Below are 18,104 nucleotides of genomic sequence, written 5' to 3' on the forward strand. Positions count from 1 at the left end.
TGATCTCAAGGCGTCACGCTGTACCGGTTGTTGAGCCTTCGGGCTAAACACATACCAATTCTTAAAGATCTTCTCACTAATCTTTCCGATAAAAGTGAAATCGATGATACATTAGTTATTGTAACAAGTGATCACGGAGAGGCATTCGGTGAATATAGCCGGGTTGACCCTCAAGTTCAACTTGTGGGACACTCGTGGGGTATTCACGAATGTTTGCTACATATTCCATTGGTAATTAAGCTTCCTGGTCAGGATGCCGGATGTACTATTCGCCAAGCTGCATCTTTGACTCACATTCCAGATCTCATTCGGTCTGTTGTCAATAGGGAAGAAAAACCAGAGATGGCCCTCACTAATAAGGACGTGGTTGCATCAACTTACCGTCTGCTTGAGGAGAGGGCCGCTAAGAACTTCGGGTCGATATCTGGGGTAGAGAGATTTGTAGGACCATGGAGAGCAGTTTATAAGAATAATGAGAACAGCGTCCGCAAATTTGCACAGAAAGGTGACTATTACCTTACTCTCGACATTCATAGTCCGCAAAAAGCGGAAGTCATATCCCATGATAACCATGATTATGTGGGCGGGAAATTTAATAATTCGGAAAATAATGGGCTTGTAACTAAAAAGTCTACAGATATAGATGAGGGCCTTGAAGATCATCTAAAAGATCTCGGGTATATCCGTCCTTAAAACACGGGACGAATAGCTAGACCCGAGGACTAGGAATTTTCACAACTCTCAGCGGTAACCTCTATCCCCGGTCGGGAAATACACTAACTCGATTGGTTCCTCGGCCACGAAGTCTTTCCCCGCCTTGGCGGTGAAGTACGTCGCTTGATCAACGGAACCACCAGCATCTCACCGAACTCCGCTTGGAGAGGGGTTAGAAAGCAGATCGTCACCTCACCGATAAACGATTCGCCACACTATATGACCCTTGCGAGAGGCCGGCACGCTGACTGTCGGCCTCTTGCCAACTGAATACCACGCCCTGTAGAGGTCTGCACCAATCGCTTTCCAGGTTTGATCACTTGTGACGACTGTTGCATCTTAGTCACGATGGCCTACTTTTTTGACCGTCTCTTTGAACTCTTACGCTCGGTTTCATCAGTTGAACATTCAACCCATGATAATATAAACACCCAACAGTTCTCACACGGTTCCACCGTCCGAGCGCGTGACCGGTTCGGACAGTTTCGGGAGTTATTGATCATAGCTGGAGGTTACAACGTTGAAAAATGATATATGCTTAAACGAGTTATAAATCATTGGTTTCAATCGAAACGTACAAATCTCATCAGAACTCATAAGTGGTTGTGAATTAAATCGATAAAGATGGAGAGCGATCGACCTGTATTAAATATATTATGGTACACAGAATGTATTGAGCATAATGGCAAAATTTGGGGAACTCATTCATTTTACATTAATGAATTATCAAAACACTTCGATATTAACTTATTCTGTAGTGTAAGGCCTCAGGGAGATATTGATCCTGACATTTACTGTCAATTTGTGGATGAAATTACGGTATTCAATTTATTTAATGAGATAAATAGAAAGGATTACATAAAAAACCACAGAAAATATATGGGTTTTATAAAGAGAGAATGTGATCTAGAAGAAGATATATTTTTAGTTAATTACCCATATATGAAAGTAGGGATGATGATGTCATATCAATTGAAAGACACAAATCTTGTTATTAGGGCTATATCTGATTGGGTGGGACGATTTGCCTTAGAAGATGAGGGCGTAGTAACAAATGTCGCTAAGAAAAGTCTTAAACCTGCAGGGTCTATCATATATCCTATAATAACAAAAAGAATTTTTAGGGATAATCTTGTTATTTATGCGGGGGAATCACTTTATGACATTGGGAATAAAAATCAACACGAATTTATATACCTCATGAGAATTAATAATAATGATGAGGTTGTAAATTATAAATATAATCGACAAGTCATATTTATAGGCCGTGAAAACTATCAGAAAGGTATCGATTTAGCTATTAAAGCAGTGAACAATATAGATATCGATATTAAACTTAATGTTTTAGGGATGGATGATTTAACAAAATTCAATCATTTAGACACTAGGAATGTGGAATTTATGGGCAGAGTATACGATGATGAAAAGTTCTTCAATATAGTCTCGAAAAATGATTTTCTATTAATGCCTTCGACAGCAGAAAAGCAAGGTAAAGTACAATTTGAGGCCATGTCTGCAGGAGTAGTACCAATATGTGCAGATAGTGGTGGGATTCCATTTACGGTTGATCACAACTATAATAGTCTCTTGTTTGAGGAAAGATCATTAGAGGATTTAATACAATCTATGAAGAGAGGCTACTCCTCCCCGCATTTGTACCGGAGCCTTATCGATGGTGGACTTGAAACAACAGATTCTCTAAATCCAGAATCCCAAATGAAGAAATTCGCCTCAATAATAAAAAATCACTACATAAGGTAGTTCTGTTGTAATCCTCTAAAATACTATAATAGCAGCCAAACAGATTGATATCACGATGCTCGTCTGATCGCTCATCTTAGGCTTCGCCGTGGACGGCGAAACCCGCTCTATCGCCGCGTTTCAGCGGGGCTATCAGACTGCGACTAACCAAACTGTGGCTCGTTCCAGTTTCTACGACGGATTTACGCCGGAACTCCGTGACCTCCTCAAGCGCGTGCCTGAGGAGGTCACGGTTCCGCACACCATCACTCCGCAACTCATCCAGTTCCGCGATACGATAATCGCCGATGCAACCGTGTTCAGGTTACATCCTCTCCTTACGACATTTCCAACAACTCACGAAGATCAATCCGGAGCGCAGCTGTATCTTGTCTATAACGTCACATGAAAGACACTCGTATAGTTCAAGCTCACTGACGAACGAACCCATGAAAGCAGCCAGTTCCCGTGTGGAACTGGCTGCGTGGACGGCCCTTTGTGTTCAATCTCGGTTTTACAGCTACCGCCACTTCGCGTTGATTTACGAGAACTATGAGTTCTTCGTGAGTCGGTTGAAGACAAACGCGAATCCACGAATTGTCGGCGAGCGACGGGAATGGCGCGGGCGCGCCATTTACTTGGCTGGAACCCATCCCCAAGACCGACTCTCGAATCTCACGCACAAGCACACCGATGTGACTGGTGAGTTCGAGTTTAAGCGCGGGAAGTATGGTGAGAAACAGTCTCTGACTATCATTGAGTTTCGTGTCGTCGGTGTCCTCATTGTGGACACCGACGACTACCACCTCTACGTGACGAACCTCCCGAACGAGTTCACCCCAGAGCAAGTAGTAGCCTTGCACAGCCTGCGATGGTAGGTTGAGTTGTTATTCCTGGATTTGAAGTGGCGGTATGGACTGGAGAAGTTCGAGATAGGTAATGAAGCGATTGCAGAGTTGCTCATGACGGCGGCTCTGCTGACGCTTGTGGTCAGCAGAGCCTTGTTAGCGGTGTTTCAGGAGATTGAAACGGACGTTGGGTATCCAGAAGAACGCTGGGCGACCGATCAAAAAGTCGTCGCCCAGCTAGTGCTTGCAGATCTCGGACTTGCTCTGGGCCATCCACCACCGAATCTTCCTGAACTGGTGCGTTGTGGCTCACCAACCAGATAGATCACGCCTCACCTTGAACAAACGAGTGCCTCAAGCCATCAACACAGAGGTCTGGCCTTAACCGAACACAGATGATAATAGAGTGTATATATTGAACTTCTTTGGTCTGCCCTGTTGAATAGCACCCTGTCGGAGTGACTGCTATGAAACTAAGGTGGAATTTATGGTGGGGTTGCCATGAACCAGTCCGCCAGAAATGGTCGTCGGACTTGAACGCCGCTATCCAATAGAACACTTTGGTCGGTTCTCATAGGCAATCTCGTAATAAGGATGCGAAAAGTGTGGAGAATGGACAGTGAATTCTGGTCACTTTTTTGAAGGAGTGAAAAGGTTGTGCAAGTATGTTTGGTTTGTTTAATTCATCTATCTTCGGTTTCCCAAGTGATTATATTCTGACCGTGTATGAAATTCCATAGACCAATCAACAAGCCATAATTAGAGATCAGAAAGTAGTAGGGGATATGGAAAATTAGAGGTGGGGAAGAATACTTTTTACCGTACGCAAATCCTGTAAGAGCAAGCATATAGAATATTAATTGACTCAATAGTAATAACTCATAAAATAAAGAATTGTAAAATAAAACAATAATCAGATTGGAAAGCAGGGCTAACAGTAAGAAAACCGGAGATAACCATCTTAGAATTTTATGAGAAAAAATCTGGAATGAGAAAATAGGAAACTGGATTGGATTTAGCAGATTAAGGTAATTGGAAATCGTATTCCAAGACCGTGTGACAATTCTTGCTCTACGGTCCATCTCTGATTCCATAGACCCAGCAGTATCTTCCCAAGCGATCGCATCTGGGGCATATTTGACCTTCTCTCCCTTGTGTATAATGGCGAGAGGTTCAGCAAAATCACTGATAGCACCACGTGGAAGAGGTGTATATGAGGATTTCTTAACCGCATATATTGATCCATTCCCTGTTACTAGCGAATTCACCCTCGATTCAAACCTTTTTATTATATTTTCATATCGCCAATAGAATGATTCGCCTTCGATATCACTAGAATCTCTATATCGCAATTCACCAACTACGCAGCCTATATTATCACCGAATTTCTCCATTAATTTATTAATAGCATTTCGGTGGTACATACTATTTGCATCAGAGAATACAATATATTCAACATCGTTCTTTGTTTTGGATACGACTCTATTTTGGCATTCAGTCTTTCCAACCCTTCCCTCAATCCGTTCTAAGTGCACCCGTTCTTCTTCATATGATTTAACGATTTTATCAGTATTATCTGTAGATCCGTCAGAGAATACAACTATTTCAATTTTTTCCTCGGGATAATCTAGTCTTAAACTATTTTCGATTTTTTCTCCAATGACTTCCTCCTCATTATACGCTGCAATAACAAGTGCAATTTTCGGCAATTCTCCAGTCGGCCCTCTACCCTTCTCACCACGTATAAACACATCAACTATAAATAGTAAAACTGGATATAGAAAGTATGTATGAACAAGCCCAAAAATTGACATCAGGAGTACAAATTCCAATACTATACTCATGTTCTGAAGACGGATAGCAAATAGCATAAATAGTACGGTTTTCAGGGAATTGTTATTTACTTGTTGGATAGCTACTGGGGTTGGTTAGAATGGCGCACAGAGTATCTCTATGTGACGAGTGGAAACATAAGTCCAATTCACGGACTGGTGATACCAGCCTAGCGCTCTCATGGCGAGGGATTCCCGCCAAGTCGGCCGAATAATTCCCTGTCATGGCGTTGTCGGTCCGCTTAAGACCGTTCTGGCGCAGTTTATTCCGTTGTCGACTCTTCGGCAGCGCCTTTTTCGTTCGGACGAGATCCCGTGACGTACAGAGGACGACGTTCCGCAGCGTCGGCGAAAACAGCGGCAACTGAGTTTGACCGGCCAGTGGAACGGCTAGGGTGGGGAGAGCGTAACCATTGCCGATACCTCGAATAACGATACCTACATTTACCACGGTGGCGACTGGGTTTAGGCGTAACTCGTCCACGTTGCTAACGTTAATTGCCACAGAACAGTTTGATATTCGTATCTATTGGTCAACCATTATTGCGCCCAGTGTGGATGTGCGTGGCATGGGTGTGAAAGACGAGACGTTACTGAAAGCTCGGTCACTCCTGCAGTGGTTATGGGAGTCTAAAACCGGCCGTGCTGCCGAATCGCTGGGCTTGAAAGCTGAGCTCAAACGTGTTTACGATGCTGTAGACACTGAAGCAACGGCGGTTATCTCGTTTGATGTGGCTGGAGAAACGATAGATCTCGAACTCGAGACGGTTGCTGAACGCGATGGCTTCGATGACTACCAAGGCGCTGAAAAGCCGTTAATGGCGTCCGTGGTCGATACCATCGGCCCTGACGACGTGTTCTATGATGTCGGTGCTTACATCGGCACGTATAGCGCCCTCGTCGCGACAGCAGAACCAGAGGCGACGGTCCATGCGTTTGAGCCTGGTCCCCACCGCCGGACCCGTCTTCGCCGGACCCAATTCCTAAACGACACGGAATTCACGATCCACGACGTCGCCCTCAGCAACAAGTCCACCAACGCTTACCTCACATCTGGTGGCCGTATCACCAATGACCCGGCAACCGACATTTCGCAAGAACACAAACAGAGACAAGGACAGAAACACCAACACGAACGGGACCCCATCACTGTCGCCCATGGCGATACCTATGTTCGGAATCAGGGACTCGAGCTACCTACGGTGATGAAAATCGATGTTGAGGGTGGCGAATTACAGGTGCTCGAAGGTCTTACGAAAACACTCCCCAACTGCCGAGACCTGTTCATTGAGGTCCACCCGCAGGATGTGGCGAACGTGGAGGCACTGTTCGAGTTTCTATCGATTCACGGGTTTACAGCCAACCGGCTCTTCGACCGCGAAAACGTGTTTTTCATTCACGCACAATAATAATACGCTCGCCGAGGCACTGTCTAGTTCAGCACCTCCTCAGCTGGTGTCCGTCCATTGAGTGATTGATTCGGTCGATCGTGGTTATAATGGTGTCTGAAGCGTCTGAGCCAGCGGCGTGCGCTAGCTGGACTGCCCCGCCAGAAGGAGTGAAAGCGGTCGATCCGCATTGAGACAGTCTGAAACCACTTTTCGACGTGGTTTCGGTCGCTGTAATTGAGCTGACCGCTCAAGTCGTGGCGCGCGAGGGCAGTCAGATAGCCGGCAGCATCGACGAGAAACTCTGTCTCGTCGGTTTCGTGTTTCTCGATGAGTCGATGCAGAAATGCCGCCGCGGGGTCAGTCCCGCGGCGGCTGTAGACGTCGATTTCGAGCAGAAGCTTCGATTCTGTGTCGATCGCGGCGTACAACCACTTTTTCTCGCCGTCTACCTCGATTTGTTTCTCATCGACCGCGACCCGCGACGGCTGGGCCGTCGGCGGGTCGCTCTGTGCCTCTGAAAGTGTGTGCGTCCAGTTCCAAATTGCGCCGTGAGAACGGTCAATACCGAGTAATTCGAGCACTGCGACGACCTCTCGAACCGACAATCTCATCGAATGGAGACGCACCCCAAACACCCTGACGGGTGTCGGGGTGCGTTCGTTCTCCCAAACCTCATCACAATCCACGTCTAAGGTCTCTCTGAGCAGGTTGGCGAGTTGCATAGGCACTTCTCGCCACCACCTGCTCATTCCTCAAACCCTCATCTAGACAGTGCCCTCGCCGAACACCAGTCTCGAACCAGAATTGGGTTGCACTGATGCCAATGACTGTTTGAGCCACCGAGTCCTGCGGGACGCACGTGACGAGCGAGGCATCTACCGAACCGCTCGAAAACGACCAGGGATCAAGACAAGCCCAACAGCCAGACCCAAGACCACTCGTGCCAAGTGGTCGGTCGCCTACACTACCCACTGTTTATTGCCCGCTCTCCCGTGCAGTTACAGTGGCCCAACCTGTTCCTGCATCCCCAATCTCACGCGCCAGAAACATGTTCCCTTTCACGTCATGTGTTGTGTTGGCTCCACCAGTGACTCGCCGTGAGTCCTTGGTGCCGGGTAGCCACTTTCAGGCGCTCTCGCGGTAGCAGTCGAGTACTACTCGACACTCACTACCCACCAGAGACCACTATCCGTGAGACACTCCACCGGCGGCCGTGACCAGCCGTCCCTGACTTGCAACTCCCAACTCGAACCGCAACACGAACCAACAGCAACCACAGCGACAATACGAACGATACAAGCAGACTTCGTGTAGGCACGACACCACACCACATCTCAACACTACCCTGAATCCACCCACGACTCATTCGCCTTCGCGTCTGCCAACACTCAATACCCGAACCCCGAATCGTCGGTAAGACACTCCTGTCCTCGTGGTGTGTCGGGTTCAACTCCTGACCAGTCAATTCCCCTTCCCGCAATTCGGTTGTACAGCAACTCCATGAAACACTGCCAGAACTGCGACGCCCTGTGTTGCCTGACTTCGCCCGCGTCTTCAGTGACGAGACCAATACGGCCCGTGCCTGCATCGAGTGTAGACACAACCACCTCCTCCAACACGGTGCTGCTGCCAACCACGACGGCACACCTGTCAGCAGTCCCGCCGACTCCCCACTTGAGTACATCTGACACTCACTCGTCACTGTTACCACCACTGTAGCTACTCCACGCACCCAGCCATAATCACAGAGTTCGAACTGGGCGACGTGGCAACACGTCTGGGCGTTCCGACGCCTCTACGAGTACGTCGGATACAAAGCCGAAGAACACGGTATCGAAGCCGTACAGGTTGACCCGCGCAATACGTCGAAGCGTTTCTCGACGTGTGGGTTTACCCACGACGACAATCGCCATCAAGAATCGTTCGAGTGCCAAAAGTGCGGGTATGAGAACCACGCCGACTACAACGCAGCGAAGAACATCGGTTTGCAGTATCTCCGTCGTCGGCAAAATGCAGGCGACGGAGGCGCACCCGTAGATGTGCGCTTGAATCGCGGGACGCTGAACGTGAGTGGAGAGTACATACCCCCTGCCTCTGTTGAGGCATAGAGCGGGAGTCCACGCGAAAGCCTCGGGGCTTGACCCCGAGGCAATTTACAGTAGTCGTACGCTGCTGTTTTCCCAATACTAACCTGCGGAAGGACAGCCGGAATCGTCGTCGGCCCGTTGCGAAGCACGGCGTAGAACTCCGCTAGCTTCGGCTTTTGGAGGAGATCGAGGACAGGACGCAGGTCTGTCACCTCGATCTCTGTCGTGTTTTGTTGTGTCGCCATCACACTCACTAGTTCACACTCCGCGAACTACAAACTACCTGCGCAACGAGAGGAGTGATGCGATCATCGGCCGAGTATTGGCACTACTCGAGTCCAGTCGATCGGCAGATCGGGAATAGCACAGTGTGTCGCGAGCCTTTGGCTTACAACCCGACGGCAAACACCACGCCAGCAGTGACGACAGGTGCCCACGGAACGCTGATAGGTTCGACCGAGAGTGATGGGGTGATCGACTGAATACGGACCTGAACCGAGAACTGTTGTAGCTGTCCCGCCAATCATACCCTATGCGGACGATCGATGTTCCCTCGGACGTCTACGATTCCATACCCGTCCCGGAAGACGAGCGGGAAGACGTACTCCGCCGAGAGTTGGCTGTAACACTGTATCGAGAGGGAATGCTCTCGTTCGGAAAGGCGCGTGAGCTCGCCGCCCTCTCTCGCAAGGAGTTCCACCAACTGCTCGGCGACCGAAACGTTGAGCGCCACTACACGACCGAGGAACTCGCGGAAGATCTCGAGTATGGTCAACGGTGACGGCGGCGGTGACAGTGACCTCGTCGTTGCTGACACGTCTCCGAACTCACCCTTGCATTGATCGGCCGGCTCGACCTCGTCCGTGAGCAGTTCTCGACGGTCGTTGTTCCCGAACAGGTCTGGGACGAACTACTGGACGGGGGAGACGGTCTCGAGGCACTTCAGGCTGCGCATGACGAGGGTGTTTTCGAGATCGTTTCGCTCGAGGAAACACCCCTTGTCGCCGAATTTCGTCGAAATATTGACCGAGGAGAAGCCGCAGCACTGGCGTACGCGATCGAAGCGGATGCTGATCTTGTGCTCATAGACGAGCGTGAGGCACGCCAAACCGCTCGGCGACACGGACTCTCGATAACGGGGGCAATCGGAGTTCTGTTACGCGGGGTCGACAACATGGACACAGTACGAACAGAACTCGACCGCCTTCGCGAAGCGGGCTTTTGGATTTCGGATGACTTGTACGAGACAGTTCTCGAACAAGCGCGTGACGGACGCTGAGGCGCTCCTCGAGCACTGTCCCTCTCACCTTGTGGCCCGCTTTTGGCGACCAACCGTACTCGAGTGCACGGAACGTCGAGGACTGCACCTACCGGAAGCGTGCCGACTACGCGAGTACCCGAGCGGAACTCGTACGCTGCGGGAATCTGGTGGGCAGGTTCCACTCTCATCGTTCCTGTAGAGTACCTGTTCCTAACGTCTATGTCGAATTACTGCGAACGTTGACGTACCGATGTCGACCGCTGACGAACAGATTCGAGTTAGCGACCGGGTGAAACGGCACCTCGATCGCCGGAGACGCGAAGGGGAGAGCTATAACGATGTACTCGAGCGACTCTTCGAAAAGGACGGTGAGCACGATCTCCTCGCTGGGTTCGGACGGTGGTCGGATGACCACGCTGATCGCGTTCGTGAGGCGCGCAAGAAGGAAACAGAGTAGTCGAATGCGAGGAGCCGTTGTCTGTTGAAGAATGGGTGAAGATACCCGATGCGAATTTTCTCATCGACTATCCCGAACTGAGCAAACCGAAGGAGTGCGACGAGCGCAAATTTTCGCCTCCGATCTGCATGACCCGAGCATGCTCGCGTTTCAGCACGGGGAGGGAGCCCACTGTTACTCGTCGCTAGGGGAGGGGCGCGGCATTGCTTCGATAGCTCGAATTCGCGGCGTTTTCTCTACGGACTGCCACTGACGCGTCCACGCTTCTTCAGGGAACAACCCGTTCTGATCGAACAACGCACGAGCCTCCGCAGACAACTCGAAAAACTGGTAAGGGAAGCCACCAGTGCGCGCTCCTGGCTCGAACTCCAGCAACTGCACAACGCCCACGTCTGTTAACATCTTGAGATGGCGACGAATGGCGTCATCACTCAATCGAGGATTCATGTACGTCATACGGCCTGATACCCGGCGAAATCATATGGGTAGTAGGAGTGCGACAACTGCTATTGTTCTCCTGACCAATGGTCTTATGCCATTGGCCTGTGTACCAATGGATGAGGATGGCCTCACTGACCGGCGACGACCTCAATGGCGTAAGCGAGGGGAGGAAGTACCCCGACGGGACCGTTATCCGTGTGTTTTGCATGCGGACAGACCGTGACGCGTACCCGTCTGGGTGGGCCTATAAACTCCACTACGGCGCGACGGAGCCGGACCCGCCCCGCACGCTGGACGATGGCACTATCCGTCGATATGATAACTCGCACGAGGATACCAAAGGGCACGAACTGCACGTCGCACCGGATCCCGACCCAGACATACTCACGTTTCCCGGGATGGTCGAACTCTGGGAACGATTCTGGAGCGAGATCCCGAAATCCGAGTTCGAAATCAAGTGAGGCCATCACACGACGGTGATACCCATGAACGATACCACGCCACCACTGCACCCAATGGAGCGCGAACAGCTTCGGGCCGAATCAACCCTCGTCGTGACTGTAACGGCATCGAGTGAGTTCCACGATGCTGTCACCGACGGCATCGAGACCCTCGAACGGGGCGATGCGGTGGATTCTCCGCCGACGCTTTCGTTTACCAGCTACGACGATCTTATGGAGACGCTGACGCCGCGCGTCCTCGATCTCATCGAAGCCATCCGCCGGGAAGAACCATCCAGCATCAACGAGACCGCACGAGTTGTTGACCGAGACGTGAAGAACGTCCACGAGGAACTCAGTCGGCTCGCACAGCTGGGCATCATCTTCTTCGAGGAAAACGGCCAGAGCAAGCGCCCGGTCGTCTGGTTCGACGAACTTGTCATCGACCTCTCGTTTGATCCAGAAGCTGGCGACACGGCAGCCGCAGCGCCGTGAGTTGCCTATGGAACTGAGAACCGCTAGAGATGTGCCGACAATCGAACCCTCTTACGACGCGTCGTCGGACTCGTCGCTCGGGTCGAGGATTTCTGCCGCTACGTCTTTCACATGCTGCTGGTGAGAAGCAGACGTCTGGACGCTTTGGGCTGCTTCGAGTTGGTCATTGACAACGGCGTTCTGCTGTGGTCCCCACGTCTCCGGTGGGTGAGACTCGATATACTCGACCCAGCGCTTGATGCCCTCGATGCGCTGCTCGCGGTTGCGGTCGTGCTTTGCGTCGAGGTGTTCATGCACGTTTGAGTCGCTCATATTCGTCTTCGACATCGAGCCGCGTTACCCATTCTTCGAGACGGGGCACACTAAGACTTTCCTCGAAGAGCGTGTAGAGGTGGACTGCATCCTCGATGTCCTTCTGCGCGCCGAGGTGGAGTTTGTAGGCGATCTGAAGTTCTAACGGACCGATCGGGATTTCTTCGCCACTGACCGTGGCCGTGATAGCGTTTTCGAGGGACGCCCGGTCGAACTCGTCGCGCGCAAACTTGACTTCGAGATGCGGTGTAACCTGGTCATCCGGGGCAACCCAGATGTTATCACCGTTGTCGAGCATCTCGTACATCGACGTGAGTGGCATTGCCGGCCCCCAGAACGCGTCTTCGTCTAGCGTTTTGGCGAGTTCGTCTGCAGTTTCCTCGTCGATCCGTTCGATAAGGACGTCGACGTCTTCGGTAGAGCGTGCTCGACCAGCGAGTATGGAGACGTACCCCGCGATGTAGACGTGTTCGATGTCAAACTGACCGAGAATCTCGGAGAATCCAATCGCCAGCTCGTCGAGTCGGTTCGGTTCACGCTCGACGACGAGTGTTCCATTTCGTAGTTCGATACCGCCCATAGATGCTCGTTAGCAGGCGGATGCATAAATCGTCGGGAGCCGCGATATCCGAGGCTGTTCGCTCGATCTGGCTGTTTGCGATCGTAGTCGCCTTTCTCCGAGGCCTCCGCCCACGAACACGACGAAATAGTGCCCCCGCGAACCGTCGCTCGGTCTTCCTCGCCGTCAATGTACAACTCCGACTTCGGCCCTAATTCCGTAATGGATCTCCTGGGCTGTCCCCCACTGGTCATCGCCGGTCTTCGAGATCATCAATCGCGCGGTGAAACTGCTCACTGTTCGGTGGATGTGCCGTCCTCGCCTCCTCTTCTAGCACACCGATGTACGTCTCGAACTCGTCTTGCTCAAGCATGACATCCTCCCCGTCGTTCACGACGGGGTTTCCTCTCCGACGTGGGAGTCTCAGACTGTTTGAGAGTCCCCGGAGGCAACATTCCCGTCACGGTGGACGGTACTCGGGTCTGTGCGCTGTTCTTTGGGACGGTGAGAGCGTGGTGGCCCCGACCATTGGTGGTCGTCCCACTCGAACCACACGGGCCGTGCCATCGGCCTGACTGCCTGTTCTGTCTGCCGTCTCAGGAACGTTTCTGACGCTGTGAGGTCGGCGTGGCCTTCGAATCCACATTGACAGGCGAGCGTGTCCTGATGGCGTGTTGTTCGATCTGTCGACCCGCACTGCGGGCACTCTTGGCTCGTCCATGCTTCCGACCGAACTTCGACTGAGATACCGTACTCCTGAGCCGTACACGCCAGCCGTTCGGTGAACTTCTTGAACGCCCAGAAGTTGTGTGTCTTGGCGTTGGTTTCGACCGATCAATGTGTCTCAAGGACGTCGGTCAACCCGCCGATATAGACTGTGTCCACGCCCTCTGCGTACAGCCGTTCAATAAGATCACGGCACAACGCTTCTTGGGCGTGGTCACGGCGACGGGTCCGTCTTCGGTACAGCCGCCGGATACGCTCGCTACTGTATCGGCCTTCCCGCAACTTGGACTGTAACCGGGCGATTTCTCGGGTCGTCTCGCGGAACCTGTGGAACAACTCGCGGCCTTCGTACAGGTATTGCTCGCCGGTCGTCGTGGTACAGGCGACGAGATTGTTTGCACCAATATCCAGAGCGGCCTTCTCGTCGGCCAGTGGAGTGTCCCGTGTTTCGTCAGAAACAGTCACGGGTTGTGAAGCTCGGAAGGTGCTGTCTGTCTCGTCGTACCACAGGTCGAGTCGGCCCTGTTTCTCGTACTCGGGCCAGTTCGGGTTGCCAGTGATTTCGAGCCGGAGTCGTCCGGTGTGGTCGTAGCGGTCTTTCAGTTCACTTCCGACGAGTATTTCGAGTCGGGAGCGGTCGCCCCATTCGACGGTGTACGACGTGTTGCGGATGACGGTCTTGAGTTGCCGTCCATCGTCTTCATTACCACGGAATCCCGGCGGTTCCGGGTGCTCAGTAACCGATGTGTTCGACTCGTCGTGGTACTGGTCTTTCAGTCGGAAGAACCCGCGCCACGCTTCGCTGTTTTTCCGTATCACCTGTTGGGCGGTGGACGCACCGAGAACGCCTTTGTATCGCCCTTCGAGTCGCCCGGTGTCCGCGTCCCATACGTCGCCCTCGAAGCCGTCCTCGTCGTTGTACCGCATGAGTCGCTGATAGTTGACTTCGTTCCAGAGAGCGGCGGAAGCGTCCAACAGATTGCGTAGCAGTTGCTCTCCGGTTTCGGAAAGCGGGCGTACTGCGAACGTGTTGGTACGCTTCACGACAACAGACATTTGTACCTCTCTGTCTAAATGTCTTTTGGACACAGATGAGACCGAACATCGACATCTCACATACTCTAAACGGGAGGGTGAAAGATTATGCCGAGCAACAGGATCAAACCCTCGAAGAAGCGTACCGAGAAGTTATCGAAGCAGGCCTTGAGTCGTTGGAGACTCAAGAGCAGCAGTAACTCGGTGGTTTCTCACCGGAGCTTACGCGATTCACGCCCGCCGTGAACGGCGGGACTCTCTCGCTGTTGAAAGGTAGTCCACCAAGGTCGACTGTTTTCCACAGCGTCGTACAACACAACTCATCGGAGCACAGAACTAACGGACGTCACACTCCTTTCAAGGATAACACCAACACCGATCGACCCGCTACTAGCAACTAGTAATGCCGATAGATAGAGACACGTTCGAGCACTCGAGCGAGGAGGAACTCGAGGGACTATCGGCGACCGATCAGGTAATCGGTTTTCTTGCTGCGAACGATGAGTCGGCGTTCAAAGCGAAAGAGGTTGCTCGACGGACCGAACTGGACGAGGGTGCAGTGAGTACGGCGCTGTCCCGATTGAAGAATCGGAGCCTCGTCGAGCACAAGGGGTCCTACTGGGCGATTACGACGGACGTCGAGCGACTCGAGGCGCACGGCGGCTATGCCCGGGCGACGGCGCTGTTCAATGACCAGCTTGGGACAGAGGCGCGAGAGGAGTGGCGAGCACACGCGCCCGATGAACCGCATCCGAGTCAGCAAGACAATACTGACGATAGATGACGGCGACGGAGCCGATTTACGAGCCCGGCGACGTCGTCTATGGTGACGACCCGTACAAAGGCGACGAAGCGGCTCGTCCGTGGCTTATCCTCTCCAACCACGACGGGCGACCGTTCCACGGCGAGCAGTATATTGCAGTCACCCTGACGACCAGAACGTGGATGGACGGACGCATCGAAATCGAGTCTGACGACTGGCTCCGTGGCGGGACGCCTGTCGACAGCCGAATCGCTCCGTGGGGGGTTCAATCGATTACGAGCGAGGACATCGATTACTGGCAGGGACGAATCGCCGAGGGCTGCTGTACTGACGCGATTGAGTCCCTCGTCGAGTACCTCCGATCGTAACCCTCACCCATGACGACCTGTTGCCGAACGCCAAATTCCATCTCCACACAGCAGGCTGTCGATTGGTCGCTTCGATGATGCAGTGCAACTGAACGGACGGGTCGATACCGATCTGTGTCGTGATTCAGGGGGGCCCCCTCCACACTTCACCGTTCGACGCAGTTCTCAGAGTGGGGCTCAAACAGCTGTACGCAACAGTCGTGGGTCACAGCCACCGTATAGCCGTAATACCGAAAGGTTACACGGACGGGTGACTCGTGACGATTTGCGTGGTCGACAAGCGAATCCAGTGCCGCCGGATCTATTCGGTCGTGCAGCGGCGGGAGGTCGGCCACTGGAGTATTGGTTCTGGCGGCAACCGCCCGCGTAATCGCTGCTGTGAGTGAATCGGACCCCTGGACGTTGACACGGAGGAGGAGGTCCTCACTCTCCGGATTGGAGCCGCTGTTGGGGTTGGTCACATTAGAGAGTGTGACTATCGTCCAAAGAGACTGGTTCCAATACAGTTGGGTATCATAACCCCTCTAAAACCACACGGTTTACACGATGGGCGGCCAGTAGATTAATACACACCCCATACCACTGCACAGATAGCGAAGCAGGCGGCGTTGCCGATACAACCACCGTACGAGTCGACAACACCGTCCTCTTCGCGTCGCTACCGTCGTCGGACGGTAGCCCACTGCCGCTGTCCGATCCACTATCCCTGTGAATCGGACACAGGTCCGACTGCAGGGTGCACGCGTGTCCCACTACTCGCGTCGCACCCCGCAGTCGGCCTACTCATGTCTCAGTCCTCCAGCCAACTAGTCTCAACGGCGAGAGCAATCCACTTTTCTTGATACACGTGTTCGTCCGGATATGGACATTCTCGTCACGGGCGGTGCCGGCTTCATCGGCGGTCACCTCGCCGAGTCGTTCGCCGCGGCCGGCCACGACGTTACGGTGCTGGATAACTACGAACCGTACTACGACCTCGGGATCAAGGAACACAACGTCGAAGCGGTCGAAGCAGCCGCTACCGACTCCGACGGCTCCTGCGAGATCGTCGACGGCTCGGTCACCGATTCCGACCTCCTCACCTCGCTCACCACCCAAACCAACGTCATCTACCACCAGGCCGCCCAGGCCGGCGTCCGCAAGAGCGTCGAGGAACCCGACAAGGTCAACGAGTTCAACGTTACGGGAACCGTCAACGTCCTCGAGGCGGCCCGCACCAACGACGTCGACCGCGTCGTCTACGCCTCCTCCTCGAGTGTCTACGGCAAACCGGAGTACCTCCCCTACGACGAGGCCCACCCGAACGAACCCGTCTCCCCCTACGGCGTCTCCAAGCTCTCGGCCGAACACTACATGCGCGTCTACAACGAGGTGTACGGTCTCCCGACGGTTTCCCTGCGCTATTTCACCGTCTACGGGCCGCGAATGCGGCCCAACATGGCGATCTCGAATTTCGTCTCGCGCTGTATGCGCGGCGAGCCGCCGGTCATCTACGGCGACGGCGAACAGACCCGAGACTTCACCTACATCGCGGACGTCGTCGACGCCAATCACCGCCTGCTCACCGACGACAGCGCCGACGGAGAACTGATGAACATCGGCTCGACGGACAACATCGACATCGAGACGCTCGCGGAGGTCGTCCGCGACGAGATCGATCCCGACCTCCCAGTCGAGTACACCGAAGCACGAGATGGCGATGCCGAACACACGCACGCGGACATCTCGAAGGCGAACGAGCTGATCGGCTACGAGCCGAGTCGGGATATCCGCGAGGGCGTCAGGGAGTTCATCGACTGGTACGAGACGAACCGCGAGTGGTACGAGCCGCTCGTCGTGAACTCGTAAGCAGAGTCTCCTGGTCGTATCGCGTCTGGCTTCACGACCATGGAGGATTTTGGAACCCCTTTCTGGTCTCGCCCTACCATCGTTACAGACACGACTTGATCAGCAGTAGCTGTCACGGCGCCATCACGTGAGAACCCTTATTACGACACCTGTGTAAAGCATGTGTGTATAATGTCCGGTACAGATACAGCCAACGGCGGAGACGAACCGGAAACGGTCCAGATCAATCTCCGTGTGAGCAAAGCCTTCCTTGAGGACATCGATCAGAACTGGAAGGATCAGGGATTCAATTCCCGGAGTGAATTCCTTCGCTATGCCGCTCGTGACGCCATCAAACACCCAGAGTTCTCTCGAGAGGGCTGGAAACAGATCGCTGCGGGCGAACACGAACTGCGAACCGGCAAGGCGGAGTTTGTTTCGCGTGAGGACGTTCTCGAGTTGATGGCTGCAGACGATGACGAGTGACGGCAACTGGACGTGGAAATTCACTTCCCGGGCAGCGACTCAATTTGAGTCCCTCGATCCGCACACGCAAGACCGGATCGTTACGAAACTCGACGAGATCGTCAACTCCGAATGGCGAGATCCGGACGACTTCCTCGAACCGTTGACCGGTGGGCCATTCGATAAACTGCGCATTGGGCAGTACAGGGTGGCTTGTATTCCGAACCACGGGGCGGACACACTCGAAGTCCATCGAATCGAACATCGAAGCGGTGCGTATACCGCCGACGACGATTGAGTCTCATTGGCTGTAGACAACCTTGAGACGTCATCCGTTGAACCA

General features: G+C 53.1%; 20 protein-coding genes and 4 pseudogenes. 16 read left to right on the forward strand and 8 right to left on the reverse strand.

Annotated elements, in window-relative coordinates; all coding sequences use genetic code 11:
- Window positions 1-30: 30 nt before the first annotated feature.
- The 3 genes and pseudogenes from BBD46_RS21990 to BBD46_RS23000 all read left to right on the forward strand — a co-directional run.
- Window positions 31-693, forward strand: coding sequence for a sulfatase-like hydrolase/transferase (locus tag BBD46_RS21990; protein ID WP_171908118.1), 663 nt, complete (start codon window positions 31-33; stop codon window positions 691-693).
- Between the two features lie 645 nt (window positions 694-1,338).
- On the forward strand, window positions 1,339-2,475 hold the full coding sequence (locus tag BBD46_RS21365; RefSeq protein WP_084777626.1) for a glycosyltransferase: 1,137 nt from the start codon (window positions 1,339-1,341) through the stop codon (window positions 2,473-2,475).
- A 37-nt stretch (window positions 2,476-2,512) separates the two neighbouring features.
- Window positions 2,513-3,687: pseudogene (locus BBD46_RS23000) on the forward strand (IS4 family transposase); the annotation flags it as partial.
- Window positions 3,688-3,985: 298 nt separating this feature from the next.
- Here the strand turns inward: BBD46_RS23000 and BBD46_RS21370 are convergent.
- On the reverse strand, window positions 3,986-5,146 hold the full coding sequence (locus BBD46_RS21370) for a glycosyltransferase family 2 protein (protein WP_084777635.1): 1,161 nt from the start codon (window positions 5,144-5,146) through the stop codon (window positions 3,986-3,988).
- 563 nt (window positions 5,147-5,709) lie between these two features.
- Here BBD46_RS21370 and BBD46_RS00015 point away from each other — a divergent pair.
- Window positions 5,710-6,543 carry an FkbM family methyltransferase gene (locus tag BBD46_RS00015; protein WP_171908119.1) on the forward strand — a complete coding sequence of 278 codons (834 nt, stop codon included), beginning with the start codon at window positions 5,710-5,712 and terminating at the stop codon, window positions 6,541-6,543.
- Between the two features lie 23 nt (window positions 6,544-6,566).
- Here the strand turns inward: BBD46_RS00015 and BBD46_RS00020 are convergent, their stop codons facing one another.
- A complete protein-coding gene (locus tag BBD46_RS00020) occupies window positions 6,567-7,247 on the reverse strand; it encodes an IS6 family transposase (RefSeq protein WP_071399744.1) in 681 nt (226 codons plus the stop codon).
- 807 nt (window positions 7,248-8,054) lie between these two features.
- On the opposite strand from BBD46_RS00020, the gene BBD46_RS23620 reads away from it, so the two are divergent.
- From BBD46_RS23620 to BBD46_RS00040, 5 genes and pseudogenes are all read left to right on the forward strand, one after another.
- Complete coding sequence (locus BBD46_RS23620) at window positions 8,055-8,213, forward strand: DUF7563 family protein (protein ID WP_420883928.1); 159 nt, start codon at window positions 8,055-8,057, stop codon at window positions 8,211-8,213.
- A gap of 72 nt (window positions 8,214-8,285) precedes the next feature.
- A pseudogene (locus BBD46_RS21375) lies at window positions 8,286-8,633 on the forward strand (zinc ribbon domain-containing protein); the annotation flags it as partial.
- A gap of 511 nt (window positions 8,634-9,144) precedes the next feature.
- Window positions 9,145-9,393 carry a UPF0175 family protein gene (locus tag BBD46_RS00030; protein ID WP_071399746.1) on the forward strand — a complete coding sequence of 83 codons (249 nt, stop codon included), beginning with the start codon at window positions 9,145-9,147 and terminating at the stop codon, window positions 9,391-9,393.
- 57 nt (window positions 9,394-9,450) lie between these two features.
- Window positions 9,451-9,891, forward strand: coding sequence for a DUF3368 domain-containing protein (locus tag BBD46_RS00035; protein ID WP_216094812.1), 441 nt, complete (start codon window positions 9,451-9,453; stop codon window positions 9,889-9,891).
- Between the two features lie 232 nt (window positions 9,892-10,123).
- Complete coding sequence (locus tag BBD46_RS00040) at window positions 10,124-10,330, forward strand: antitoxin VapB family protein (RefSeq protein WP_071399747.1); 207 nt, start codon at window positions 10,124-10,126, stop codon at window positions 10,328-10,330.
- A gap of 174 nt (window positions 10,331-10,504) precedes the next feature.
- On the opposite strand, the pseudogene BBD46_RS00045 reads toward BBD46_RS00040, so the two are convergent.
- Window positions 10,505-10,786, reverse strand: a pseudogene (locus BBD46_RS00045) (ArsR family transcriptional regulator); the annotation flags it as partial.
- A 107-nt stretch (window positions 10,787-10,893) separates the two neighbouring features.
- Between BBD46_RS00045 and BBD46_RS00050 the strand changes: the two are divergent.
- The gene (locus BBD46_RS00050) at window positions 10,894-11,232 is read left to right on the forward strand and encodes a toxin-antitoxin system TumE family protein (RefSeq protein WP_171908120.1); all 339 of its coding nucleotides are present in this window, start codon (window positions 10,894-10,896) and stop codon (window positions 11,230-11,232) included.
- Between the two features lie 24 nt (window positions 11,233-11,256).
- A complete protein-coding gene (locus tag BBD46_RS00055) occupies window positions 11,257-11,706 on the forward strand; it encodes a hypothetical protein (RefSeq protein ID WP_171908121.1) in 450 nt (149 codons plus the stop codon).
- 51 nt (window positions 11,707-11,757) lie between these two features.
- Here the strand turns inward: BBD46_RS00055 and BBD46_RS00060 are convergent, their stop codons facing one another.
- The 4 genes and pseudogenes from BBD46_RS00060 to BBD46_RS00070 form a co-directional block, all read right to left on the reverse strand.
- The gene (locus BBD46_RS00060; protein ID WP_071399750.1) at window positions 11,758-12,018 is read right to left on the reverse strand and encodes a hypothetical protein; all 261 of its coding nucleotides are present in this window, start codon (window positions 12,016-12,018) and stop codon (window positions 11,758-11,760) included.
- Complete coding sequence (locus BBD46_RS00065; protein WP_071399751.1) at window positions 11,996-12,598, reverse strand: hypothetical protein; 603 nt, start codon at window positions 12,596-12,598, stop codon at window positions 11,996-11,998. Before BBD46_RS00065 ends, BBD46_RS00060 begins: the two co-directional genes overlap by 23 nt.
- Window positions 12,599-12,827: 229 nt before the next feature.
- Complete coding sequence (locus BBD46_RS22435; protein WP_171908116.1) at window positions 12,828-12,971, reverse strand: hypothetical protein; 144 nt, start codon at window positions 12,969-12,971, stop codon at window positions 12,828-12,830.
- A 29-nt stretch (window positions 12,972-13,000) separates the two neighbouring features.
- Window positions 13,001-14,347, reverse strand: a pseudogene (locus BBD46_RS00070) (RNA-guided endonuclease InsQ/TnpB family protein).
- Between the two features lie 394 nt (window positions 14,348-14,741).
- Here BBD46_RS00070 and BBD46_RS00075 point away from each other — a divergent pair.
- Window positions 14,742-15,122 carry a MarR family transcriptional regulator gene (locus tag BBD46_RS00075; RefSeq protein ID WP_071399752.1) on the forward strand — a complete coding sequence of 127 codons (381 nt, stop codon included), beginning with the start codon at window positions 14,742-14,744 and terminating at the stop codon, window positions 15,120-15,122.
- Window positions 15,119-15,469 (forward strand): growth inhibitor, encoded by a 351-nt coding sequence (locus BBD46_RS00080; RefSeq protein WP_071399753.1) that lies wholly within the window; start codon window positions 15,119-15,121, stop codon window positions 15,467-15,469. The genes BBD46_RS00075 and BBD46_RS00080 overlap by 4 nt, the downstream gene beginning before the upstream one ends.
- A gap of 146 nt (window positions 15,470-15,615) precedes the next feature.
- Here BBD46_RS00080 and BBD46_RS23325 read toward each other — a convergent pair whose 3' ends face one another.
- The gene (locus BBD46_RS23325) at window positions 15,616-15,930 is read right to left on the reverse strand and encodes a HalOD1 output domain-containing protein (RefSeq protein WP_171908122.1); all 315 of its coding nucleotides are present in this window, start codon (window positions 15,928-15,930) and stop codon (window positions 15,616-15,618) included.
- A gap of 400 nt (window positions 15,931-16,330) precedes the next feature.
- On the opposite strand from BBD46_RS23325, the gene BBD46_RS00085 reads away from it, so the two are divergent.
- From BBD46_RS00085 to BBD46_RS23460, 3 genes are all read left to right on the forward strand, one after another.
- Window positions 16,331-17,317 carry a GDP-mannose 4,6-dehydratase gene (locus tag BBD46_RS00085; protein ID WP_071399754.1) on the forward strand — a complete coding sequence of 329 codons (987 nt, stop codon included), beginning with the start codon at window positions 16,331-16,333 and terminating at the stop codon, window positions 17,315-17,317.
- Between the two features lie 171 nt (window positions 17,318-17,488).
- Window positions 17,489-17,782, forward strand: coding sequence for a ribbon-helix-helix domain-containing protein (locus tag BBD46_RS00090; RefSeq protein ID WP_071399755.1), 294 nt, complete (start codon window positions 17,489-17,491; stop codon window positions 17,780-17,782).
- On the forward strand, window positions 17,772-18,059 hold the full coding sequence (locus BBD46_RS23460; RefSeq protein WP_071399756.1) for a type II toxin-antitoxin system RelE family toxin: 288 nt from the start codon (window positions 17,772-17,774) through the stop codon (window positions 18,057-18,059). Before BBD46_RS00090 ends, BBD46_RS23460 begins: the two co-directional genes overlap by 11 nt.
- Window positions 18,060-18,104: the final 45 nt, after the last annotated feature.

This window comes from Natrialba sp. SSL1, assembly GCF_001861355.1.
Lineage (GTDB): Archaea > Halobacteriota > Halobacteria > Halobacteriales > Natrialbaceae > Natrialba.

Bases quoted from the DNA above. Each gene is read 5' to 3' on its own strand.
- BBD46_RS00020 (WP_071399744.1), bottom strand. From the start codon at position 7,247: ATGCAACTCGCCAACCTGCTCAGAGAGACCTTAGACGTGGATTGTGAT.
- BBD46_RS00030 (WP_071399746.1), top strand. From the start codon at position 9,145: ATGCGGACGATCGATGTTCCCTCGGACGTCTACGATTCCATACCCGTC.
- BBD46_RS21365 (WP_084777626.1), top strand. From the start codon at position 1,339: ATGGAGAGCGATCGACCTGTATTAAATATATTATGGTACACAGAATGT.
- BBD46_RS23460 (WP_071399756.1), top strand. From the start codon at position 17,772: ATGACGAGTGACGGCAACTGGACGTGGAAATTCACTTCCCGGGCAGCG.
- BBD46_RS00050 (WP_171908120.1), top strand. From the start codon at position 10,894: ATGGCCTCACTGACCGGCGACGACCTCAATGGCGTAAGCGAGGGGAGG.
- BBD46_RS00080 (WP_071399753.1), top strand. From the start codon at position 15,119: ATGACGGCGACGGAGCCGATTTACGAGCCCGGCGACGTCGTCTATGGT.
- BBD46_RS00075 (WP_071399752.1), top strand. From the start codon at position 14,742: ATGCCGATAGATAGAGACACGTTCGAGCACTCGAGCGAGGAGGAACTC.
- BBD46_RS00065 (WP_071399751.1), bottom strand. From the start codon at position 12,598: ATGGGCGGTATCGAACTACGAAATGGAACACTCGTCGTCGAGCGTGAA.
- BBD46_RS00055 (WP_171908121.1), top strand. From the start codon at position 11,257: ATGAACGATACCACGCCACCACTGCACCCAATGGAGCGCGAACAGCTT.
- BBD46_RS21370 (WP_084777635.1), bottom strand. From the start codon at position 5,146: ATGAGTATAGTATTGGAATTTGTACTCCTGATGTCAATTTTTGGGCTT.
- BBD46_RS00085 (WP_071399754.1), top strand. From the start codon at position 16,331: ATGGACATTCTCGTCACGGGCGGTGCCGGCTTCATCGGCGGTCACCTC.
- BBD46_RS00040 (WP_071399747.1), top strand. From the start codon at position 10,124: ATGTCGACCGCTGACGAACAGATTCGAGTTAGCGACCGGGTGAAACGG.
- BBD46_RS00090 (WP_071399755.1), top strand. From the start codon at position 17,489: ATGTCCGGTACAGATACAGCCAACGGCGGAGACGAACCGGAAACGGTC.
- BBD46_RS00060 (WP_071399750.1), bottom strand. From the start codon at position 12,018: ATGAGCGACTCAAACGTGCATGAACACCTCGACGCAAAGCACGACCGC.